The organism is Oscillatoria nigro-viridis PCC 7112 (genome assembly GCF_000317475.1).
GTDB classification, from domain to species: domain Bacteria; phylum Cyanobacteriota; class Cyanobacteriia; order Cyanobacteriales; family Microcoleaceae; genus Microcoleus; species Microcoleus nigroviridis.
This window is the reverse complement of the sequence record NC_019729.1, coordinates 2254770-2275792: the sequence shown is the minus strand read 5'-3', so window position 1 is coordinate 2275792 and position 21023 is coordinate 2254770. Positions and strand designations below refer to the sequence as shown.

Sequence of the window (21023 nt, the reverse complement as noted above, 5' to 3'; positions counted from 1 at the left end):
GGGACACCCCACAATAATTTGCTCGAATCAGCCACAATTATTTTCGCGACTAATCAACAATCTCATACTGACGGGCGGGCGGGACACCCCACAATAATTTGCTCGAATCAGCCACAATTATTTTCGCGACTAATCAACAATCTCATACTGACGCACCAGGAAATAAAGGTGCGTCAGTATTAGACTTTTCGTGGCGCTTGAAAATTTCAAACCTGACGCACCCTAGCACAATCAATAACCAAGATAGTTTGCCGCGTAATTAGCAATTTTTATGCTGCCGCCCGATCGCCCCATTCTCTCTAAACCATTTTGAATGCAACTGGCTAAGTATTTATCATCTTGCAAAGTGCGATCGACTGCCACAGCAGCTTCCTTGATAATATGAGAATTCGCCGGTTGTGTGCCAATAACCTGCACCGAAGCACCTAAAAGCCGATTTTGAGCCTCCGCAAACCGATAGGTAAAGGCAGGGCCGTTTCCCGGTACTGCAATTACAGGTTTTCCCAATCCCACCGCTTGTTCGACAGCAGTTCCAGTCATCCCAATGACTAAACTCGATTGCTGTAAAATATCGGCAAAAGCATCGGCCCAGCACATCACTTCGACTAATTTTTCTTCACAAAAAGACCGTTTGATTGCGGGAAAAATTAACTTGCCCGATCGGTGTTGCCATCCGGATCGCGCTGCAATATCATCTAATTGAGGCATTAAAGCCGGAACTAAAGCTGCCCGAAACTGCACCGGTACAGTAGAGTTACTAGCAATTTCTTTAACCAGTTCCAGGAGCAAAACGAGGTTGTCGGTGGCTTCCCGGAGGCGAGAACCGGGCAGAAGGGCGATCGTCCGAACTCCGGGTATTAACTGCAAATCTTTGCCCGTAGAATTGAGGTTGTCCATGACAGGATTGCCGACAAACTGAGCTTTATTTAAACCCTGTCGGTTTAAGTCAGCAGCAGTCAAAGCATCTCTAGTAAAAACCGCCAGACATTTATCTGAGCAAAGCAAGTGCCACAAGATTAAACCCAAATTGACTCGCCCTTCGTAATAACTAGAATGGGCCGACAAAAAAATTATATAGGGGCGGTTGCTGGCACGGGCGATCGCAGCCGCGACAATATCCCCAGTTGCCACCACCAAATTGCAGTGGCGCGAATGCCTCCAAACAGCCTGCAATTGCTGCCAAGTCAAAGCAATTAGCCCTGCCCCAATATCTTTGAGGAAAAACAGGGGATTCATGTAAAAAACTCCCCCAGACGGCATTTGACTGGTGGGCCCAATAATTGGCACGGCCGATCGGCTGTAAGCAGCCCCGTCACCGACAACCGGCATCGCCGAAACATCAACATTTGCGCCAGATGCTCTCAAAGCTTTGAGAATTTGACAGTTAATCGCATCTTCCCCGTGGCCGTTGCTGAGGAAAAGTATCCCCTTCGATTTCATACAATCAGAATACAATCAGAATCAGTGCCGAGCTTTTTTTAAAGACAGCCGTGCGATAGCTACACTCGGGCCGGCTAACTTTTTGTTAGTCTAATTTAAATACATTGTGGAAGTGAAACAGCGTGAATATTGAAATTGGGCGGGGCAAAAGCGCTCGCCGAGCTTACGGCATAGATGAAATCGCGCTTGTACCCGGACAGCGCACCCTCGATCCGAGTTTGGCAGATACCAAGTGGCAGATTGGCGGAATCGATCGAGAAATCCCGATCGTCGCCAGCGCAATGGACGGAGTAGTCGATGTCCGCATGGCCATTTTGCTGTCGGAATTGGGAGCAATGGGCGTGCTCAACCTAGAAGGAATTCAAACCCGCTATGCCGACCCCCAGCCAATATTAGAGCGCATCGCGAGTGTCGGGAACCACGAATTTGTTTCCCTGATGCAGCAACTCTATGCCGAACCCATCAAGCCAGAATTAATCGACCTGAGAATTAAAGAAATTAAAGCTGGAGGAGGGATTGCCGCCGTCAGCGGCACACCGGCCGCTGCGAGCAAATACGGTCGGGCGGTTGCTGAATCGGGAGCCGATATATTTTTTGTGCAAGCAACAGTAGTCTCGACAGCTTTCCTGTCCCCTGAATCAATCTCATCTTTAGATTTGACACAATTCTGTCAAGAGATGCCGATACCAGTAATTTTGGGTAACTGCGTTACCTATGAAGTCGCCCTGAATTTAATGAAAACTGGCGCTGCGGGCATTCTCGTGGGCATTGGGCCGGGGGCTGCTTGCACGTCTAGGGGCGTATTGGGTGTCGGTGTTCCCCAAGCCACAGCGGTAGCAGACTGCGCCGCCGCGCGGGACGACTACTATCGCGAAACTGGCAAATACGTGTCGGTGATAGCTGACGGCGGTTTAATTACCGGTGGCGATATCTGCAAGTGCATTGCCTGCGGTGCCGATGCAGTGATGATTGGTTCGCCCTTTGCCAGGGCTGCCGAAGCTCCCGGCCGCGGCTTTCACTGGGGGATGGCGACTCCCAGCCCGGTTTTGCCGCGCGGCACTCGCATTCGCGTGGGGACTACGGGTACTGTGGAGCAAATTTTGCGCGGGCCTGCGGTGCTAGATGACGGTACGCACAACCTGCTCGGAGCTCTGAAAACTAGCATGGGTACCTTGGGTGCTAAGGATCTTAAGGAGATGCAGCAAGTGGAAGTGGTAATTGCTCCTTCTCTGCTGACTGAGGGTAAAGTCTATCAAAAAGCTCAGCAGTTGGGCATGGGTAAGTAGATTTACCGATCGAATACCAGCATACCTTGACAAAATTTGTTCAAGAGTCTCGAAATTTACAGAATATTGTGGAATTATCGAGAAGGAGATGTCACAATAGAAGAAGCGGAGACGCATGTTTCCGTTCACTCCTCACACCACACTCCGCCCGGACTACTGTTCGGGCGGTTCCTTTTTTGCCGGACATCGTGGCTCTTGCTTACTAGATACAGAATTGAGGCTTTTAGCTCCGGAGAGGCTCAGAGTGGGAGAGTGGGAGAGTCTGGGAGTGAGAGAATTTTGCTTCTGTATAACTGCATTCTGCCGTCGGAAACATAAGTGCCTTCGGAAACATAAGTGCCTTCGGAAACATAAGTTCCTTGTTCCTTCAGAAACCTTGTGCTTTCTTCCTTCTACCGTCTTCCTTCTTCATTCAGAAGGCTTCTGTTAAAATCATTGACGCAAGTGGTTACACTTTTTGCTAGACTTGTTATCCGAGAAATAGTATTTACAAGGATGGCTAGGGATGTCAGCAGCCGCGCAAGTAACCGACTCTACCTTTAAGCAGGAAGTGCTCGATAGCGAAGTTCCAGTTCTAGTGGATTTTTGGGCTCCCTGGTGCGGGCCCTGTCGGATGGTGGCGCCCGTCGTAGACGAAATTGCCCTGCAATATGAAGGGCAGGTCAAGGTAGTAAAAGTTAATACCGACGAGAATCCTAACGTGGCCAGCCAATACGGTATCCGCAGCATTCCGACGCTGATGATATTTAAGGGCGGTCAACGTGTAGATATGGTGGTTGGGGCAGTTCCTAAAACTACTCTGGCCAACACTCTGGAAAAGTACATTTAACTGAACTGCGATCGGTTTCGCGCCGTTCTTTTTGGGTCGCGAAAGCTAACTCGCTTCAGAACCGGGGCAAAGCTACGGGGAAAGTTATTAGTTGCCAGCAGGGCAATTTGCTGGTGGCTATTGGCTTATAACTTTGGCTTGCCCCTTAATTTTTAGTAGAGACAATTTGTTATCGTTTCGGAAAAATTCATGATTCGTTCTGGGTCTGGTCAAGGTTTTGAGTCCCTCCAAGCTGAAGTGATGGATTTGCTCGATCGCTTGCCAATGTTGAAGCACTCTGAGTGGATCGAACGATCGCTCTCTACTTTAGTGCAAATGGCCGGAGAGGAGCTCGATCGCCTAGACTGGAAGATTATTGCCGCGTCGCTCCGAGATATGGAGAGCGCTTTTGAGCTGTTTTATCCTTACCGCCACGTTCGCAAAATTGTGATTTTTGGTTCGGCAAGGGTGTCAACGCAATCGGCAGAATATTTGATGGCCAGAGACTTTGCGCGCGCGATCGCCCAGCAGGGGTTTATGGTGATTACTGGCGGCGGCGGCGGAATTATGCAGGCGGGGAACGAGGGGGCGACGGCTGAACGTTCTTTTGGGCTGAACATTCAGTTGCCTTTTGAACAGAGTTCTAATCCTTTCATTGCCGGCGATCGCAAATTGCTCAATTTTAAATATTTTTTCACTCGCAAGTTATTTTTTCTCCGGGAGAGCGATGCTTTGGCTCTGTTTCCGGGCGGTTTCGGCACTCTAGACGAGGCTTTTGAGTGTCTGACTTTGACTCAAACTGGCAAGTTCGGGCCGGCTCCTTTGGTGTTGATCGATCGACCGGGAGGAGATTATTGGCTTGATTGGAATTATTTTGTGCAAAAACAATTGCGGGGTCGGGGTTTGATTTCAGTCAACGATCGCAGCCTGTATACGATTACTGACGATGTAAATGTCGCTTGCGAGGCGATCGCAAGTTTTTATCTGGTTTATCACTCCTGCCGCTACGTGCGCGAAAAACTGGTAATTCGCTTAAAAACAGAGCTTTCTGAGGAGAATGTCGATCGGCTAAATACTGATTTTAGCGATATTGTTGTCACCGGAAAAATTGAAAAAAGTCAAGCTTTGCCGCCGGAAATTGGAGATGCAACTTTCGATATGCCGCGCCTAGTTTTGCATTTCAACCAGCGGGATTTGGGCCGGCTTTACCAGCTAATTGCTGCTATTAATCAAATGGGTGCAGCATCACCCGCCGCAGCGCATCCCGAACAAAAATAATTGTTAGTCATTAGTCATTAGTCAACAGTCAACAGTTATTAATCTGTAGGGCCGGGTTTCACGAGAAATATTTGTAACTAACTCAGGGGATAAATAAACCCGCCCCTCTGATTGAGATAAATTTGACCACGAATTTCAAAGGTGGTACAAGCCCCCGCATTTATCCGTGGAATCAATCCCAAATCGAAAATCGAAAATCCTCAAGAAAGAGCATTTATCCGTGGGGTCGCCTCTAAAATCGAAAATCGAAAATCTAAAATCGATTGACCGACTGTCTTTTGACAAAATCGATAGGCTACATTTATGATAGTCAACACTCATCAATAATCAATCAGCAGTAAAAAAACTAATGACTAATGACTGCTAACTACTGACTCAAAATGTTAGACCTGCAGCTAATTGCAATTCTGGGATTTCTCGGCAGTTTCGGTCACTGCGCCGGGATGTGCGGCCCGCTGACAATGGCGTTTTCTCTTTCTAATTCCCGCAACGATAAATTAGCTGCTTTCCGCTTTCATTTGCTGCTGAATTTGGGGAGAATGGCTGCTTACGCTTTGGTTGGTGCTGCAATTGGGGGGCTGGGTTCGGTGTTAATTGCTGGCGGACTTTTGGCCGGTACGGGTAGCGAATTGCGGCGGGCGATCGCACTTCTGACGGGCACGATGCTGATTTGGTTCGGAGTAGGGCAAATTCAACCGAACTTGCTGCCGGGATTGCCCCTGCTGCACCCAATGTCGCACGATCGAGTCGGACAAGCAATGAGCAAGCTTTCGGCGCAAAAAAACTGGTGGGTGCCGGTTGCTTTGGGTTTGCTTTGGGGTTTGATTCCCTGCGGTTTCCTCTACGCGGCGCAGATTAAGGCGGCGGAAACCGGAAACCCGGTTTTGGGTGCGGCGACGATGCTGGCTTTTGGACTCGGCACCTTGCCAACTATGCTGGGATTGAGTTTTTTTGCTGGCAGATTGAGCGCGGACAAGCGCAGTCAACTGTTTCGTGCGGGTGGTTGGGTGACGGTGGCGATCGGAATTCTTACCTTGCTGCGAACCGATGAAATGGTCGATTTTACGGGCCACGCAGCGCTGCTGTGCTTGATGCTAGCACTGTTGGCGCGTCCGGTTAGCAAGTTTTTGCCGCAACTGTTGCGCTATCGCCGCGCCTTGGGTGTGGGCGCGTTTGTCCTAGCAGTCGCCCACACGTTTCATATGCTGGATCATACGCTGCAATGGAATGTTGACGCGCTATCTTTTATGTTGCCGCAGCACCAGTTGGGAATGGCGGCTGGGATGACGGCGCTGCTGTTGATGTTGCCGGCGGCGGTTACAAGTTGCGATCGCATTCAAAATTTTTTAGGCCAACTGTGGCGAATGCTTCACCTGTTAAGCGTTCCAGCTTTCTTGCTGTGCGCTGTACACGCGGCACTCATCGGTTCCCACTATCTCGGCGGCTTTGAATGGAAGTTGCACAATCAACTGCTGACAGCCGTGTTAGCGGTGGTTGTGCTGTTAGTTATGTTTGTGCGATCGCGCTGGTTTTGGTCAATTTTATCACTGGAGAATTTCTATGTTTCACCTGTCAAACAAAAGTAAAATTTTGGGATTGTTAGTTTTTTTGGGATTGCTAGTTGAAGCAGCAATTCCCAGTGCGCCGCAGTTAAACTCGATTTCAGTTTTGGCGCACCAAGTCGAAGTATCGGGAGATGTAGCCGCTACCTTTCACCTCGAACCCAACCACAATCCCCGCGCCGGACAGCCTGCGAAAGTGTGGTTTGCGCTGACTAGCAGGGGCGGTCAAATTATCCCGCTAGAGCAGTGCAATTGCAAATTAGCGGTTTATCCGAAAGAGCGCAAAGAAGGGGATAAGCCGCTGATGCAGACGCCTTTAAAAGCCATATCGGCGGAGAAATATCAAGGAATACCCGGAGCAGATATCGTGTTTCCCAAGGCGGGAATTTACGAACTTGAATTGAGCGGAACAGCCAAAAACAAAGCTAATTTTAAACCCTTTAAACTGACTTATACAGTCACGGTTCGCTAAAAGAATCTTTCTATCACCGAACATAAATCTTGTAGGGGCGGGTTCACCGACAATAAATGCCTAAAACCCACAATCTCATAAACCCGCCCCCACCCAACGGCAAATCATAATCTACCTATTTTAACATACAAGACAATACAACAGAAATCTGTATAAAACCTTAAAAATTGCCAACTCTACAAAATGTCACAAATTTTTACATTACATTATAACCAGTGTCAATTCTGGAACTCGTACAAGCTAACCTCTCTTGAACTGACCAAAGGATATAACGATGGATATCTTATCTAACACCGTGGCGCTATCGCGGATGCAATTTGCGCTAACCGCCATATTTCATATGCTGTGGCCAGTTCTGACAACTGGAATGGGGATTTATCTGGTAATTGTTGAAGGAATGTGGCTGAAAACTCGCAATCCCGACTACTACCATCACGCTCGTTTTTGGTCTAAACTTTACGTCCTTAACTTCGGAATAGGAGTAGCTTCTGGAATTCCGATGGAATTTCAATTCGGCACAAACTGGGCACCATTTTCAGAAGCAGTCGGTGACTTTTTTGGCAGCATTTTGGGATTTGAAGCTTCAATGGCATTTATGCTAGAAGCCGGCTTTTTAGGAATTATGCTGTTTGGTTGGGAGCGCGTTCACCCGATCGTCCATCTTTTCGCTACAATCATGGTAGCCTTCGGCGCTAACCTATCCACAGTCTGGATTTTAGTCGCCAACTCTTGGCTGCAAACTCCTGCAGGCGGAGAAATGGTCAATGGCAAGTTTATTGTCAGCGATTACTTTCAAGCAATTATGAACCCGTTCGCATTAAACAGCATTCTCCATATGTTTTTTGCGACGCTAGAAACTTCGCTGTTTGTCATTGGTGGCATTAGTGCTTGGTACATTCTCAATAAGCGCAACCAAGCCTTTTTTTCCAAGTCTTTAAAAATTGCCATAGCAACAGCCATCGCCGTTGCACCTTTGCAGATATACATCGGACATTTGAGCGCAGAACAAGTTTATCACTATCAACCCACTAAATTAGCAGCAATCGAAGCTAAGTGGGAAACTTCACCAGCGGGAGAGTCAGCCGATTGGACTTTGCTGGCTTTGCCTAATGAAAAAGCCCAAAAAAATGACTGGGAAATTAGCATTCCCAATGGCTTAGGATATGTTCTGGAATTCAAACAAAAACTCTCCGAACCCGTACTCGGATTGAAGGAATGGAAGCCAGAAGATAGACCGCGAATGGTGGGTTTAATCTATTATTGTTTCCGCATCATGTCCGGGATTGGATTCTTCTTTTTAGGACTGATGCTGTTCAGTATAATTCAGTGGCTGCGAGGCAAACTTTCTGCTGAAAATATTAGCAGTCAACCTTGGCTGATGCGCGCTTGGGTATTAGCTGCTCCCCTAGGATATATTGCTGTAGAATCGGGTTGGATTGTCCGGTGTGTCGGCAGGCAACCTTGGGCTTTATACGGGCAAATTCGCACTGCTGACGCGGTGTCAAACATCCCCGCCAGCAATGTTTTAACTTCTCTCAGTTTCTTTGCCGTTGTTTACAGCTTTTTGTTTGTTTGTGCCTTGTATTTTGGCAGCCGAATTATCCGCAAAGGGCCTAATTTAAGTCTGCCTGTGCCAGGTTTAGACAATGAACCTGCAATCGAAAGTCAACCCGCAGAACACATTCCCGATCAACGTCCCGTAGAAGCACAACAATAGGAGATTTTATGCAAGCTTTGGAGCATTTTCTCCCACAAGTTTGGTTTGTAGTTTTGGCTTTGTTTCTCCTGCTATATGTCATGCTAGACGGTTTTGACTTAGGAGTAGGAATCCTGTCTCTGACTGCTTCCAACGAGGAACGCAGGAGCATTTTAATGACAAGTTTGGGCAACGTTTGGGATGCTAACGAAACTTGGCTGGTGTTGATGGGAGGCGCTTTATTTGGCGCATTTCCCCTCGCTTACGGCACGATTTTGACAGCGCTTTACATACCGATTTGCATGATGCTTTTTGGTTTGATATTTCGGGCTGTTGCCTTTGAGTTTCGCGAGCATTCTAATCGCAAATTATTCTGGAATTATGCTTTTGGTGCTGGCAGTTTTTTAGCAGCTTTAGCTCAAGGATTTGCCCTCGGTGCGGTGCTCGAAGGCATTGCGGTTGATGAAGCCGGTCACTTTGTGGGTTCTACTTGGGACTGGTTGGATTGGCGATCGATCTTGGTTGCTTTGACGCTGATTCAAGGCTATGTTTTGATCGGTTCGACCTATCTAATTATGAAAACGGAGGGCGAACTGCAAACAAATCACTATCGCACGGCTAAAATTGCGGCGGTGACAACTTTAATCGGAGCGATTTTAATTACGATCGCCACTCCGATTTTTTACGAAAGTGCTAGAGCCAGGTTGTTCGATAAACCGCTAGTTTATGTCTTTGCTGCGATTCCTTTGTTGGGAGTCCTGTTGGTGGGACTGCTGCTGAAAAGTCTCGCTAGCAAAGAAGAACGCACGCCGTTTATCTGGACTATTCTGATTTTTTTGCTCACTTTCATCGGCTTGGGATTGATTGTTTTCCCCTACATTATTCCCTCACAAATCACGATTTACCAATCCGCTGCTTCGCCCAGCGCCCTGGTATTTATGATTGTGTTCATTGGCTTTCTGATCCCGATTATGATTTTTTACAACATCTACAATTATGTTGTGTTTCGGGGTAAGGTTGTCGGCGGTCACTATGGGGAATAAAGCATAATAAAACCGCAGATGCAGACTAATGTACGCAGATAGTATCAAGTTTATATGCTGGTTTATCTGCGTATATTTGCGGTAAAAAATTACAAATTATTGTCTTATGATACAATCACAACTTACACAACCATACTATACATACCATAGCGCAAATAGTGCAGAGTAGGCAAAAGAACTAATTTAGGATTAGCGATCGCACGTCACGCCACCTGAAATTTGAAATTTGAGATTTGAGAGCGATCGCACGAATGAGTCCGGGGCTTGCGGTCGGGATGGGGAGCTTTTTTCACGGGTACACGGATGAATCCGGATGCTTGTGACCAAATTGCTTGATTGTCAAATAATAGTTGATAAACATTGGGAAAAAATTACAGTTAATTCTGTCCCTAGCGAGGGTGCAGAGTTGGCGATCGCTATCTTTGTCAAATAATAAAATACAATGGAATAGAAGGGTTTAATTTAACTCTTTGATAATAGAGGGTCAACAAGTTATGGATGCGATCGCAAATTTGTCAGGTTATCAGATTACAGAGCAACTTTATGTAGGTACACGTACCCTAGTCTATCGAGGCATCCGTACCCGTGACGAATACCCAGTCGTCATCAAACTGCTGCGAAACGAATACCCCTCCTTCAACGAGCTCGTCCAGTTTCGCAACCAATATACCATGGCCAAAAATCTCGACTTCCCTCACATCGTCAAACCCCTGACGCTGGAAGTATACCAGAATAGCTATGCCCTAGTAATGGAGGACTTCGGCGGAGTCTCCCTATCTACTTATCTAAAAACAGCAAAAAATCACACCCAACCATCTCAAACTTTACCTTTAGCAGAATTTCTCCAACTCGCCATACAACTAACAGACATTATTGACTATCTATACCAAAACCGAGTCATTCACAAAGATATTAAACCAGCTAATATTCTCATTAATCCCGACACCAAACAAATTCAACTAATTGACTTTAGCATCGCCTCCCTCCTACCACGAGAAACCCAAGAAATCCAGAATCCGAATATTTTAGAAGGAACATTAGCTTATGTCTCCCCCGAACAAACAGGACGGATGAATCGAGGCATTGACTATCGTAGTGACTTTTATTCCCTGGGTGTGACCTTTTATGAATTGTTGACAGGCCAGTTGCCATTTATCTCTGATGACCCGATGAAATTGGTGCATTGTCACCTCGCTAAACACTCGATACCGATCCATCAAATAAATCCAGAAGTTCCCCTAATTTTATCGAAAATTGTCAGCAAGCTGATGGCGAAAAATGCCGAACACCGCTATCAAAGTGCATTAGGACTCAAGCACGATTTAGAAAAATGTTTATTTCAGTTACAAAAAACAGCCAATATAGAAGAATTTGAACTCGGAAAGCGAGATATTAGCGATCGCTTTACTATCCCCGAAAAGCTCTACGGTAGAGAAGAAGAAGTCGCTCAACTATTAGCTGCCTTTGAGCGAGTCAGTCTGGGAGCAACAGAAATGATGCTAGTAGCAGGTTTTTCGGGAATTGGGAAAACCGCCGTTGTCAATGAAGTTCATAAACCAATTGTCCGTCAGCGCGGTTATTTTATCAAAGGCAAATACGATCAATTTCAACGCAACATTCCCTTCAGTGCCTTTGTGCAAGCCTTCCGCGACTTAATGGGTCAATTGCTATCAGAATCGGATACCCAACTGCCAACATGGAAAATCAAGATTTTAGCAGCAGTGGGAGACAGCGGACAAGTCTTAATTGACGTGATTCCTGAGTTAGAACGTATAATTGGTGCTCAACTTCCTGCAACAGAATTGTCAGGAAGTGCCGCCCAAAATCGCTTTAATCTGCTCATGCAGAAATTCGTGCAAGTTTTCACGAGCAAAGAACATCCTTTAGTAATGTTTTTGGATGACTTGCAATGGGCGGATTCAGCATCCCTGAATTTGCTACAATTATTGATGATGGAGACAGGATATTTATTAGTATTGGGCGCCTATCGAGATCGTGAAGTTTCACCGGTGCATCCATTGATCTTAACAGTGGATGAGATAGTTAAAACAGGGGCAACAGTGAATACGATTACTTTGCAACCGTTAAGCCAACCAGATATGAATTTGTTGGTGGCGGATACGCTGAATTGCGAATCATCACTTGCCCAACCTTTGACAAAATTAGTCTCTCAAAAAACTCAGGGAAATCCTTTCTTTGCCACTCAGTTTCTCAAGGCATTACATGACGATCGGCTAATTAGCTTTAATTGGAATATTCGGCATTGGCAGTGTGAGATTGCCCAAGTCAACACCTTAGCTATCACTGATGATGTCGTTGAATTCATGGCAGGGCAACTGCAGAAGTTGCCCAGACAAACTCAGGATCATCTCAAATTAGCTGCTTGTATTGGCTCGCAGTTTGATTTGAATACCTTAGTAATTGTCAGTGAGAAATCTGCGGCAATCACGGCTACCGCTTTATGGAAAGCATTGCAGGAAGGTTTGGTTATTCCCACAAGCAAAATCTATAAGTTCTTTACCGAATCAGATAGTGATGAAGTTTTCCAGGCTTCAGCTAATCCAACTTATCGATTTTTACACGATCGCGTCCAGCAAGCTGCCTATTCCCTGATTCCCGACGACCAAAAACAAGCCACTCATCTGAAAATTGGCCAATTACTCCTGCAAAATTCCTCGGAAATCGAGCAAGAGGAAAAACTGTTTGATATTGTCGGTCATTTGAATCTAGGAATTGAGTTAATTACCCAACCGAGCGATCGCGAAACTTTAGCTCAACTGAACTTAAAAGCCGGAAGTAAAGCCAGAAGCTCCACCGCCTACGCTGCCGCAAGAGTCTATGTGCAAACCGGGATTGAGCTACTAACAGCTAACTGCTGGCAAACTCAGTATGAATTGACGCTGAATCTCTATGTTGCTGCTACCGAAGCGGCTTATTTGAATGCTGACTTTGATGGCATGGAACAACTGGCAGAACGGGTGTTGCAAAAAGCTCGGACGATTTTAGACAAAGTTAAAATTTACGAAATTCAAATCGCCGCACTGACAGCCCAGAGCCAGATGTTAGAAGCGATCGCGGTCGCGAGAGATGCACTCTTACAATTGGGGGTTGAACTCCCCACCGAACCTGACGAAACTAAGATTAGCAAAGTTCTACAAAATCTTGCTAACCAACAAAGCGGCAAAAAGATTGAGGAATTGGTTGACCTGCCAGTGATGACCGATGCCAAAACTCAGGCAGCAATCCAACTATTGGGAACCTTATTTCCGCCCGTTTTTCTAGGAATGCCGGGATTGCTACCCATCCTTAGCTCGATGATGGTGAGTTTATCGATCTCCTTTGGAAATGCACCCGCATCGACGGTAGGGTATGCGATTCACGGCATGGTACTATGTGCCTTTTTACAAGAGGTAGAAATGGGCTATGGCTTTGGTAAATTGGCGATGAATTTGCTCGATCGCTTCAATATCCGCGCACTGAAAGCGACAATTCCCGCTTTTTTTGGAAGCTTTATTCAGCATCGCCAAGAAGCGATCGGCGCAACAATACCGACGCTGAAAGGTAGCTATACGGCTGCGATGGAAACCGGGGATTTTCTACAATCTGGCTATAGCATACTCAATTATCTCGAATCCAAATTTTTTGGTGGGGTGGAACTGGACACTTGGGAAACCGAAATAGCCAGTTACAGTGCTGTGATGACACAGGTCAAACAATATTCGGCTCGAGATTATTTGGAGATGATACAGCAGACGGTGAATAACTTGAGGAAAGTCGGTATTCTCTCGGATTGCTTAATCGGTACTGCTTACGATGAAAGGGTGATGCTTCCTAAGCACCATCAGAATAATGAACTCACGGCGATCGCCAAGACTTATGTTTATAAACTGCTGCTTGCCTACTCATCGGGCAACAACACCGCTGCCCTCGACTATATTCTCCAAGCGAAGCCGTATTTGATGGCAATATCGGGATTGATTCAAGTTCCAATTTTTCATTTTTATGCCGCTTTGACGTACTTGGCAATCTTCCCCACAAAGCCAGAGCCAGAGCAATCAGAAATCCTCGCCCTAGCGGAAACTCATCAAACGATTCTGCAACAGTGGGCGAAAAATGCGCCCATGAATCATTTGCATAAATGGTATTTAATTGAAGCCGAAAAATATCGGGTTTTGGGTAATAAAGCCGATGCCATAGACTTGTACGATCGCGCGATCTCCCTCGCTAAAGAAAATCAATTCCTCAACGAAGAAGCCCTCGCCAACGAACTAGCAGCTAAATTCTACTGGGAATGGGGCAAAGAAAAAGTAGCTCAAGCCTACATGATTGAAGCGTATTATTGTTATGCCCGATGGGGAGCTAAAGCCAAAATAGAGGATTTGGAAAAACGTTATCCTCGCCTACTCAGTCTGATCCTTCAGCAAGCTCAATCCTTTACTTCCTTAAAGGAAACGATCGCCCTGGGAACAATTACTTATACTCACTCTTCTAGCAGCAACTCTGATTTTCTAGATTTGCCTACTCTGATCCAAGCCTCTCAAGCCATTTCTGGGGAGATTGAAATAGATAAACTCCTGACTGCTCTCCTAAAAATAGCGCTCGCGAATGCTGGCGCCACTAAGTGTGTCTTATTGCTCAAACAAAAACAGTATTTACAGGTAGCGGCTCTTGTAGAAGAGGGACAAGAACCTGAGCTATTACCATCAATACCTCTAGAATCAAGTCAGGATGTAGCAATTAGTTTGGTCAATACTGTCAAGCGTAGTTTGAAACCTTTGGTAATAGTTGATGCTAGGGTAAGTTCCCAGGTTGCGAGCGATCGCTATATTGAACAGCACCAGCCGATCAGTGTTCTTTGTATTCCAGTTCTCAATCAAGGGCAGTTGATAGGAGTTTTATACCTGGAAAATAACCTGACGGTTGGGGCATTTACGAGCGATCGCATTAAAGTGCTAAATTTGCTGGCTTCTCAAGCTGCTATTTCCTTAGAAAATGCCCGTTTGTATCAAGAATCTCAACAAGCATTTACCGCTCTCAAACAAGCACAAATAAAAATTGTTCAAAGTGAAAAAATGTCAGCTTTGGGAAACTTAGTGGCTGGGGTGGCTCACGAAATTAATAATCCAGTTGGTTTCCTGGTTGGTAATATTCAACCCGCCTTAGATTATATCAAAGATTTGTTTGGATTGCTAGATTTGTATGCACAAAAATATCCCCAACTCGATCCAGAGATTCAAGAGGAAATCGAGAACATCGATCTGGACTACATCCGGGAAGATTTACCGAAATTAGTCAGTTCGATGCGGGAAGGCGTGAAGCGGATTCGAGATATTAGTACCAGTCTACGGACATTCTCCCGTGCCGATACTAACTATCCCGTAGCTTGCAATATCCACGATGGCATCGATAGCACCATTATGATCCTGAAACATCGCCTCAAGGCTAACGAAACTCGTCCAGAAATCAAAGTGATTAGGGAATATGGGAATTTGCCTCCCGTGGAGTGTTATGCCGGACAGTTGAATCAAGTATTTATGAATTTGCTAGGTAATGCGATCGATGCTTTGGAGGAATCAAATCAAGGAAGACATTATACAGAAATCGTTAATGAAATTACCATTAAAACAGACATTTCTGTGGACAATAAACAAGCGATAATTTGCATTAAAGATAACGGCGTGGGCATAAGTGAAGCAGTGCGAGAGAATATTTTTGATGAGTTATTTACCACTAAAGGTGTGGGTAAAGGCACGGGATTGGGTTTGGCGATCGCGCGGCAGATTGTAGTTGAGAAACACGGCGGTACAATCGAGGTAAATTCTGTATTAGGAGAAGGGACAGAGTTTACAATTTTATTGCCGATGAAAGGATAAAACTCTCTTGATAGATCGCCATCTTTCTCTTCTAAAGTGAAACAGAATAAAAGCGGTAGAGTCTGTTGCCTGGGGATTTCGCAGTTCTATTTTCCTCAGACTTGACGAATAAAAGTGTATACTTAGTTACAAGAGTCAATGTCTGAGATGGAGTAATCCAGAGGAGTGCAGCAGTGGATTTGACAAACCGAATTTCTGGATATCATCTGGGTGAGCAATTATACTGCGGTTCGAGAACCCTAGTTTATCGAGCCCTCCGAGAAACAGATCGGCTTCCGGTTGTCATTAAACTATTAAATCGAGACTATCCCACCTTCAGCGAACTGCTGCAATTCCGCAACCAGTACACCATCGCCAAAAACCTACGTCTGCCTGGAGTCGTTGAACCCTACAATTTGGAGTCCTATCGCCACAGCTATGCCCTAGTAATGGAGGATTTTGGCGGCATTTCTCTACGAGACTACGCCCAAGAGGCCTCGCTGACTCTGGCAGAAATCTTGGCGATCGTCATTCAAATAACTGACATCCTTAACGGACTGTACCAAAACCGAGTCATTCACAAAGATATTAAGCCAGCTAACGTCCTCATACATCCCGACACTAAACAAGTTAAACTGATTGACTTTAGCATCGCCTCCCTACTGCCGAGAGAAACTCAAGAAATTCAAAATCCCAACGTTTTAGAAGGAACCCTCGCCTATATTTCTCCCGAACAAACTGGACGAATGAACCGAGGCATCGACTACCGCACCGACTTTTATTCTCTGGGAGCCACTTTTTACGAACTGCTGACAGGAAAACTGCCATTTGAATGTGACGATCCGATGGAGTTGGTTCACTGCCATATTGCCAAACAACCTCCTGCAATAAACAGCCAAGAAATCCCGCAGGTGGTTTCGGATATTGTCATGAAGCTGATGGCAAAGAATGCCGAAAAACGCTATCAAAGTGCCAAGGGATTGAAGCACGACTTAGAAAGGTGTTTGCAGCAGTGCCAAGAAAGTGGAAAAATTGAAACATTTGAGTTAGGAATGCGGGATGTATGCGATCGCTTCCTGATTCCCGAAAAACTCTACGGTCGAGAAACCGAAGTACAAACCCTGTTGAATGCCTTCGATCGCGTGGCAAATGGCACATCAGAATTAATGCTAGTCGCTGGGTTCTCCGGGATTGGAAAAACGGCTGTAGTCAACGAAGTTCATAAACCCATTGTCCGGCAGCGCGGCTATTTCATCAAAGGCAAATTCGACCAGTTCAACCGCAATATTCCCTTCTCGGCATTTGTCCAGGCATTCCGCGATTTTATGGCACAATTGCTGAGTGAAAGTGATGCCAAAATCCAAGAATGGAAAACTAAAATTCTCGAAGCGCTCGGTGACAGCGGACAAGTCATTATTGAAGTCATTCCCGAACTAGAACGGATTATTGGATCGCAACCCCCAACCCCTGAATTATCGGGGATGGCTGCTCAAAATCTCTTTAATTTGCTCTTCCACAAATTCATTGCTGTCTTCACCAAAAAAGAGCATCCGTTAGTGATATTTTTGGATGACTTACAATGGGCGGATTCGGCATCGCTGAAGTTAATGCAGTTACTCGTCAATGAGTCGCAATTGGGTTATCTGTTGCTGCTGGGAGCCTATCGGGATAATGAAGTATCACCAGGTCATCCCCTGATGTTGACCCTAGATGAAGCCAAGAAAGCAGGAACGACACTCAACACTATTACATTAGCACCGCTCGATCAAATCAGTTTGAATCAATTGGTAGCGGATACGCTAGTTTGTTCTCCTAAGTTGGCCGGACCGCTGACTGAATTGGTATATCAAAAAACTCAAGGAAACCCATTTTTTGCGACGCAGTTTCTCAAGGCATTGCATCAGGATGAATTGATTAGTTTTGAGATGCAATCGGGACATTGGCAGTGCGATATTAGCAAAGTGAGAGAGGCAGCGCTCACTGATGATGTGGTGGTATTTATGGCGCAGCAGTTGCAAAAAATGCCAGCAACAACTCAGGAGGTTTTAAAATTAGCAGCTTGTATTGGCAACCAGTTCGATCTGGCAACATTAGCAATTGTTTCAGAGAGTTCGGAGACGGAAACCGCAACCGCATTGTGGAAAGCTTTACAGGAAGAGCTGATTATTCCCCAAAGTGAAGTTTATAAATTTTATGTAGGCGCAGTACAGGCGATTGCTGAAACGACTACTCAAACCGTTGCCTATCGTTTCTTGCACGATCGCGTCCAGCAAGCTGCTTATTCTTTGATTGCCACAGACCAAAAACAGGCAACTCACCTAAAAATCGGGCAACGGCTGCTTGAGAAGACCCCCATTCAAGGACGGGAAGAGCAGATTTTTGCCATTGTCAACCAATTGAATATAGGATTAGAGTTAATTTCTCAACCTGCGGAACTCGAAGAACTAGCGCGGTTGAATTTGATGGCAGGACGGAAAGCAAAAGCATCCACAGCCTACGTGGCAGCAGTGAAATACCTGAGTACGGCGATGGATTTGCTATCAAGCGATCGCTGGCAAACTCAGTACAATTTAACCCTAGAAATCGTTGTGGAAACGGCAGAGGCCCAATATCTCAACACCAATTTCGCTGCCGCAAATACCTTAGTTGAAATGGTGTTGCAGTACGGGAAAACGCTGCTCGATCGCATCCCCGCTTACGATATCAAGATCCAAGTTCACATGGCGCAACACCAAGTGAATGATGCCATTGATACGGGATTGCAGGCATTAGAACTGCTGGGCTACCCCGTTAACCTGAGCGAGCAGGAATTTTTAGTGGAACTGCCCGCTTTAGAATGCCTGGAAGACTACCCCACCATGACTGACCCCGCACAACTAGCAGCCATGCGGATTCTTAAAGTCAGCTTTACTTCTGTTCTAGTAGGCAGACCGCAAATTCTGCTGCCCGTAATCGTCAGACAAGTGAAACTTTGTGTAGAAGGCGGTCACTCTCCTTTGGCATCAGCAACCTATGCTTGGTATGGCACACTTTTATGCGGCCCTTTGGGCAACATTGATATCGGATATCAAGCAGGGCGGCTGGCACTGCAACTGCTCAAACACTTTGAAACCAAGGAACACAAAGTTGTTACCTATAATATGTTTTACACCTTCGTCCACCATTGGAAGGAGCCTTTACGAGAAAGTTTATCTCCTCTTGCCGAGGGGGTACAGATTGGGCTAGAAAGCGGCAATTACGAATATACAGGTTACTGCATCACCAACTATTGTTTCTACATATTCCTGGCAGGAAAAAATCTCGAAACAGTTGAAAGCGAACATAAAAAATACCATGAATTGTTGCTGTATTTGAAATGGGAACACTCGATTTCTATATCCCAAATATGGTATCAATTATTGTTGAATTTGTTGGGAAAAGCAGCCAATCCGCTCCAGTTAACTGGCGAGGGATTTGAGGAATCTACCATGTTGTCGCAACTCCTAGAACAGAACGATCTCATTGCTCTGTTTCATGCCTTTTTAGCAAAGACGATTCTGTTCTATCTGCTCGAAGATTTTGAGCCTGCAGTGGAAAGTGCAGCTAAGGCAGCGAGTTACTCTAGCGTTGGGTCAGAAAATTTCGTCAATTTGCACTTCTACCAATCCCTAGCACTGCTGGCTAACTATTCCAACGTCTGTTCCCAAGAGCGAGCGAATTACCTAAGTCAAGTTGATGCCAATCAGGAAAAAATGCAGCTTTGGATGCAGCACGCTCCGATGAACTACGAGCATAAATACCATCTGGTGGCAGCGGAAAAACATCGCGTTTTCAATCAAAAAATAGAAGCCATAGAATTCTATGACCTGGCGATTAAAGGAGCCAAAGAAAACGAATACCTCCAAGACGAAGCGATCGCCAACGAACTCGCGGCTAAATTCTACTGGGCATGGGGTAAAGAAAAAGTTGCGGCCAGCTATATGCAGGAAGCATATTACTGTTATGCCCGTTGGGGTGCGCTAGCCAAGGTTGAAGACTTAGAAAAACGCTATCCGCAGTTACTTGTGCCTATCTTGAATCAGCCCAAACTTCGCTTTAATCCTCTAGAGACGCTGGCAACAATTAGCCACTCTTCGCAAACTTCCAGTAATAGCAGCACCAGTATTTCCGATGCCCTGGATTTCGCATCAATTGTGCAAGCTGCTCAAGCTTTATCCAGTAAAATTCAGATTGATGAATTGCTCGGCACCCTCAATCAAATTATTTTGAAAACTTCTGGGGCAGAAACTTGTGCTTTGCTACTCCCCCATCAGGATGAATGGCAAATCCGGGCAATAACTCACATCAATCCAGATAACGAGTTACCCACAACCTTACTGCAAACCCAACCTATAGAAGGCTCGGCGGTGATTCCGCTCAAACTGGTTTATTATGTCAAACACACCCTGGAAACTGTGGTTATTGAAGGTGGCAAGACGGATATTCCGGGTTTAATGAATGGCTGTACGCTCGAGTATCAGTCTCAGAGTATGCTATGTACTCCGATTGTCGATCGCGGGAATTTAGTTGCGATACTTTATCTCGAACATAGCTCGACAAAAGGAGTTTTTACTCGCGATCGTCTCCTCGTCCTCAACTTCCTCTGCACTCAGGCTGCCATTTCCCTAGAAAATGCGCGATTGTATCAGCAAGCGCAGGACTACGCCCACCAGGTGGAACAATCTCAACTGCAATTAGTACAGAGCGAAAAAATGTCGGCGTTGGGCAATTTAGTGGCCGGGGTTGCCCATGAAATTAATAATCCAGTCGGATTTATTTCTGGTAATATCCATGAAGCGATCGCCGCCGTAAAAGATCTTACAGAATACTTGCAGCTCTATCAAGAAAAATTTCCCAGTCCTGGCGAGGAGATTGAAGAAAAATCAGAAGAACTTGACATCGAATATCTCTTAGAAGATTTACCCAAAATGTTGAATTCGATGCAAATCGGGTGCGAGCGCATCCAAGGTATCAGCACCAGTCTTCGTACCTTCTCCCGAGCCGACAAAGATTACAAAGTTCCTTTCAATATTCATGACGGAATTAACAGTACGATTTTGATTCTCAAACACAGATTGAAAGCGAACGAACAGCGTCCAGCGATTGAAGTTGTGAAAGAGTACGGGAACTTGCCCTCAGTTGATTGCTTCCCCGGACAATTAAATCAGGTGTTTATGAATATATTAGCCAATGCCATTGATGCACTGGAAGAATCAAATCGGGAACCGAATTTAGAGAAGATTAAAGCCCCAGCCCATTGCATAACGATTCGGACAGAAAGACAGTCTTCTGAGTGGGTGACGATTCGCATTTCTGACAACGGGCCAGGGATATCAGATGAGATAAAAAGTCAGATTTTTGACCACTTATTTACCACTAAAGGTGTGGGTAAAGGCACGGGATTGGGTTTGGCGATCGCGCGGCAGATTGTAGTTGAGAAACACGGCGGTACAATCGAGGTAAATTCTGTATTAGGAGAAGGGACGGAGTTTACGATCTCATTGCCTGCAAACGGATGAAGTTAATTATGCGATCGCCGCCTTTAACCCTTACAAATAGAGGCGCACC

10 protein-coding genes are annotated in these 21023 nt (G+C 45.7%); 9 read left to right on the top strand and 1 reads right to left on the bottom strand.

What is annotated here, in order from left to right; translation table 11 throughout:
* Positions 1-231: 231 nt before the first annotated feature.
* Positions 232-1440, bottom strand: coding sequence for a lipid-A-disaccharide synthase-related protein (locus OSC7112_RS09745; protein ID WP_015175742.1), 1209 nt, complete (start codon positions 1438-1440; stop codon positions 232-234).
* 122 nt (positions 1441-1562) lie between these two features.
* Here OSC7112_RS09745 and OSC7112_RS09740 point away from each other — a divergent pair, with 122 nt between their 5' ends.
* From OSC7112_RS09740 to OSC7112_RS09700, 9 genes are all read left to right on the top strand, one after another.
* Complete coding sequence (locus OSC7112_RS09740) at positions 1563-2726, top strand: GuaB3 family IMP dehydrogenase-related protein (protein WP_015175741.1); 1164 nt, start codon at positions 1563-1565, stop codon at positions 2724-2726.
* A gap of 505 nt (positions 2727-3231) precedes the next feature.
* The gene (gene trxA, locus OSC7112_RS09735) at positions 3232-3555 is read left to right on the top strand and encodes a thioredoxin (protein WP_015175740.1); all 324 of its coding nucleotides are present in this window, start codon (positions 3232-3234) and stop codon (positions 3553-3555) included.
* A gap of 189 nt (positions 3556-3744) precedes the next feature.
* Positions 3745-4812 (top strand): LOG family protein, encoded by a 1068-nt coding sequence (locus OSC7112_RS09730; protein ID WP_015175739.1) that lies wholly within the window; start codon positions 3745-3747, stop codon positions 4810-4812.
* A 380-nt stretch (positions 4813-5192) separates the two neighbouring features.
* Complete coding sequence (locus tag OSC7112_RS09725; RefSeq protein ID WP_015175738.1) at positions 5193-6398, top strand: urease accessory protein UreH domain-containing protein; 1206 nt, start codon at positions 5193-5195, stop codon at positions 6396-6398.
* Positions 6373-6846: a hypothetical protein gene (locus OSC7112_RS09720; RefSeq protein WP_015175737.1), complete on the top strand. Its 474-nt coding sequence runs from the start codon at positions 6373-6375 to the stop codon at positions 6844-6846. The genes OSC7112_RS09725 and OSC7112_RS09720 overlap by 26 nt, the downstream gene beginning before the upstream one ends.
* A gap of 274 nt (positions 6847-7120) precedes the next feature.
* On the top strand, positions 7121-8563 hold the full coding sequence (locus tag OSC7112_RS09715) for a cytochrome ubiquinol oxidase subunit I (protein ID WP_015175736.1): 1443 nt from the start codon (positions 7121-7123) through the stop codon (positions 8561-8563).
* Between the two features lie 8 nt (positions 8564-8571).
* Positions 8572-9585 (top strand): cytochrome d ubiquinol oxidase subunit II, encoded by a 1014-nt coding sequence (cydB, locus tag OSC7112_RS09710; RefSeq protein ID WP_015175735.1) that lies wholly within the window; start codon positions 8572-8574, stop codon positions 9583-9585.
* Positions 9586-10079: 494 nt separating this feature from the next.
* A complete protein-coding gene (locus OSC7112_RS09705) occupies positions 10080-15458 on the top strand; it encodes a trifunctional serine/threonine-protein kinase/ATP-binding protein/sensor histidine kinase (RefSeq protein ID WP_015175734.1) in 5379 nt (1792 codons plus the stop codon).
* A gap of 173 nt (positions 15459-15631) precedes the next feature.
* Entirely contained in the window at positions 15632-20974 is a 5343-nt protein-coding gene (locus OSC7112_RS09700; protein ID WP_015175733.1) for a trifunctional serine/threonine-protein kinase/ATP-binding protein/sensor histidine kinase, read from the top strand.
* Positions 20975-21023: the final 49 nt, after the last annotated feature.

Coding starts and splice junctions, on each gene's coding strand:
- OSC7112_RS09745 (WP_015175742.1), bottom strand. CDS start 1,440: ATGAAATCGAAGGGGATACTTTTCCTCAGCAACGGCCACGGGGAAGAT.
- trxA (WP_015175740.1), top strand. CDS start 3,232: ATGTCAGCAGCCGCGCAAGTAACCGACTCTACCTTTAAGCAGGAAGTG.
- OSC7112_RS09730 (WP_015175739.1), top strand. CDS start 3,745: ATGATTCGTTCTGGGTCTGGTCAAGGTTTTGAGTCCCTCCAAGCTGAA.
- OSC7112_RS09725 (WP_015175738.1), top strand. CDS start 5,193: ATGTTAGACCTGCAGCTAATTGCAATTCTGGGATTTCTCGGCAGTTTC.
- OSC7112_RS09720 (WP_015175737.1), top strand. CDS start 6,373: ATGTTTCACCTGTCAAACAAAAGTAAAATTTTGGGATTGTTAGTTTTT.
- OSC7112_RS09715 (WP_015175736.1), top strand. CDS start 7,121: ATGGATATCTTATCTAACACCGTGGCGCTATCGCGGATGCAATTTGCG.
- cydB (WP_015175735.1), top strand. CDS start 8,572: ATGCAAGCTTTGGAGCATTTTCTCCCACAAGTTTGGTTTGTAGTTTTG.
- OSC7112_RS09705 (WP_015175734.1), top strand. CDS start 10,080: ATGGATGCGATCGCAAATTTGTCAGGTTATCAGATTACAGAGCAACTT.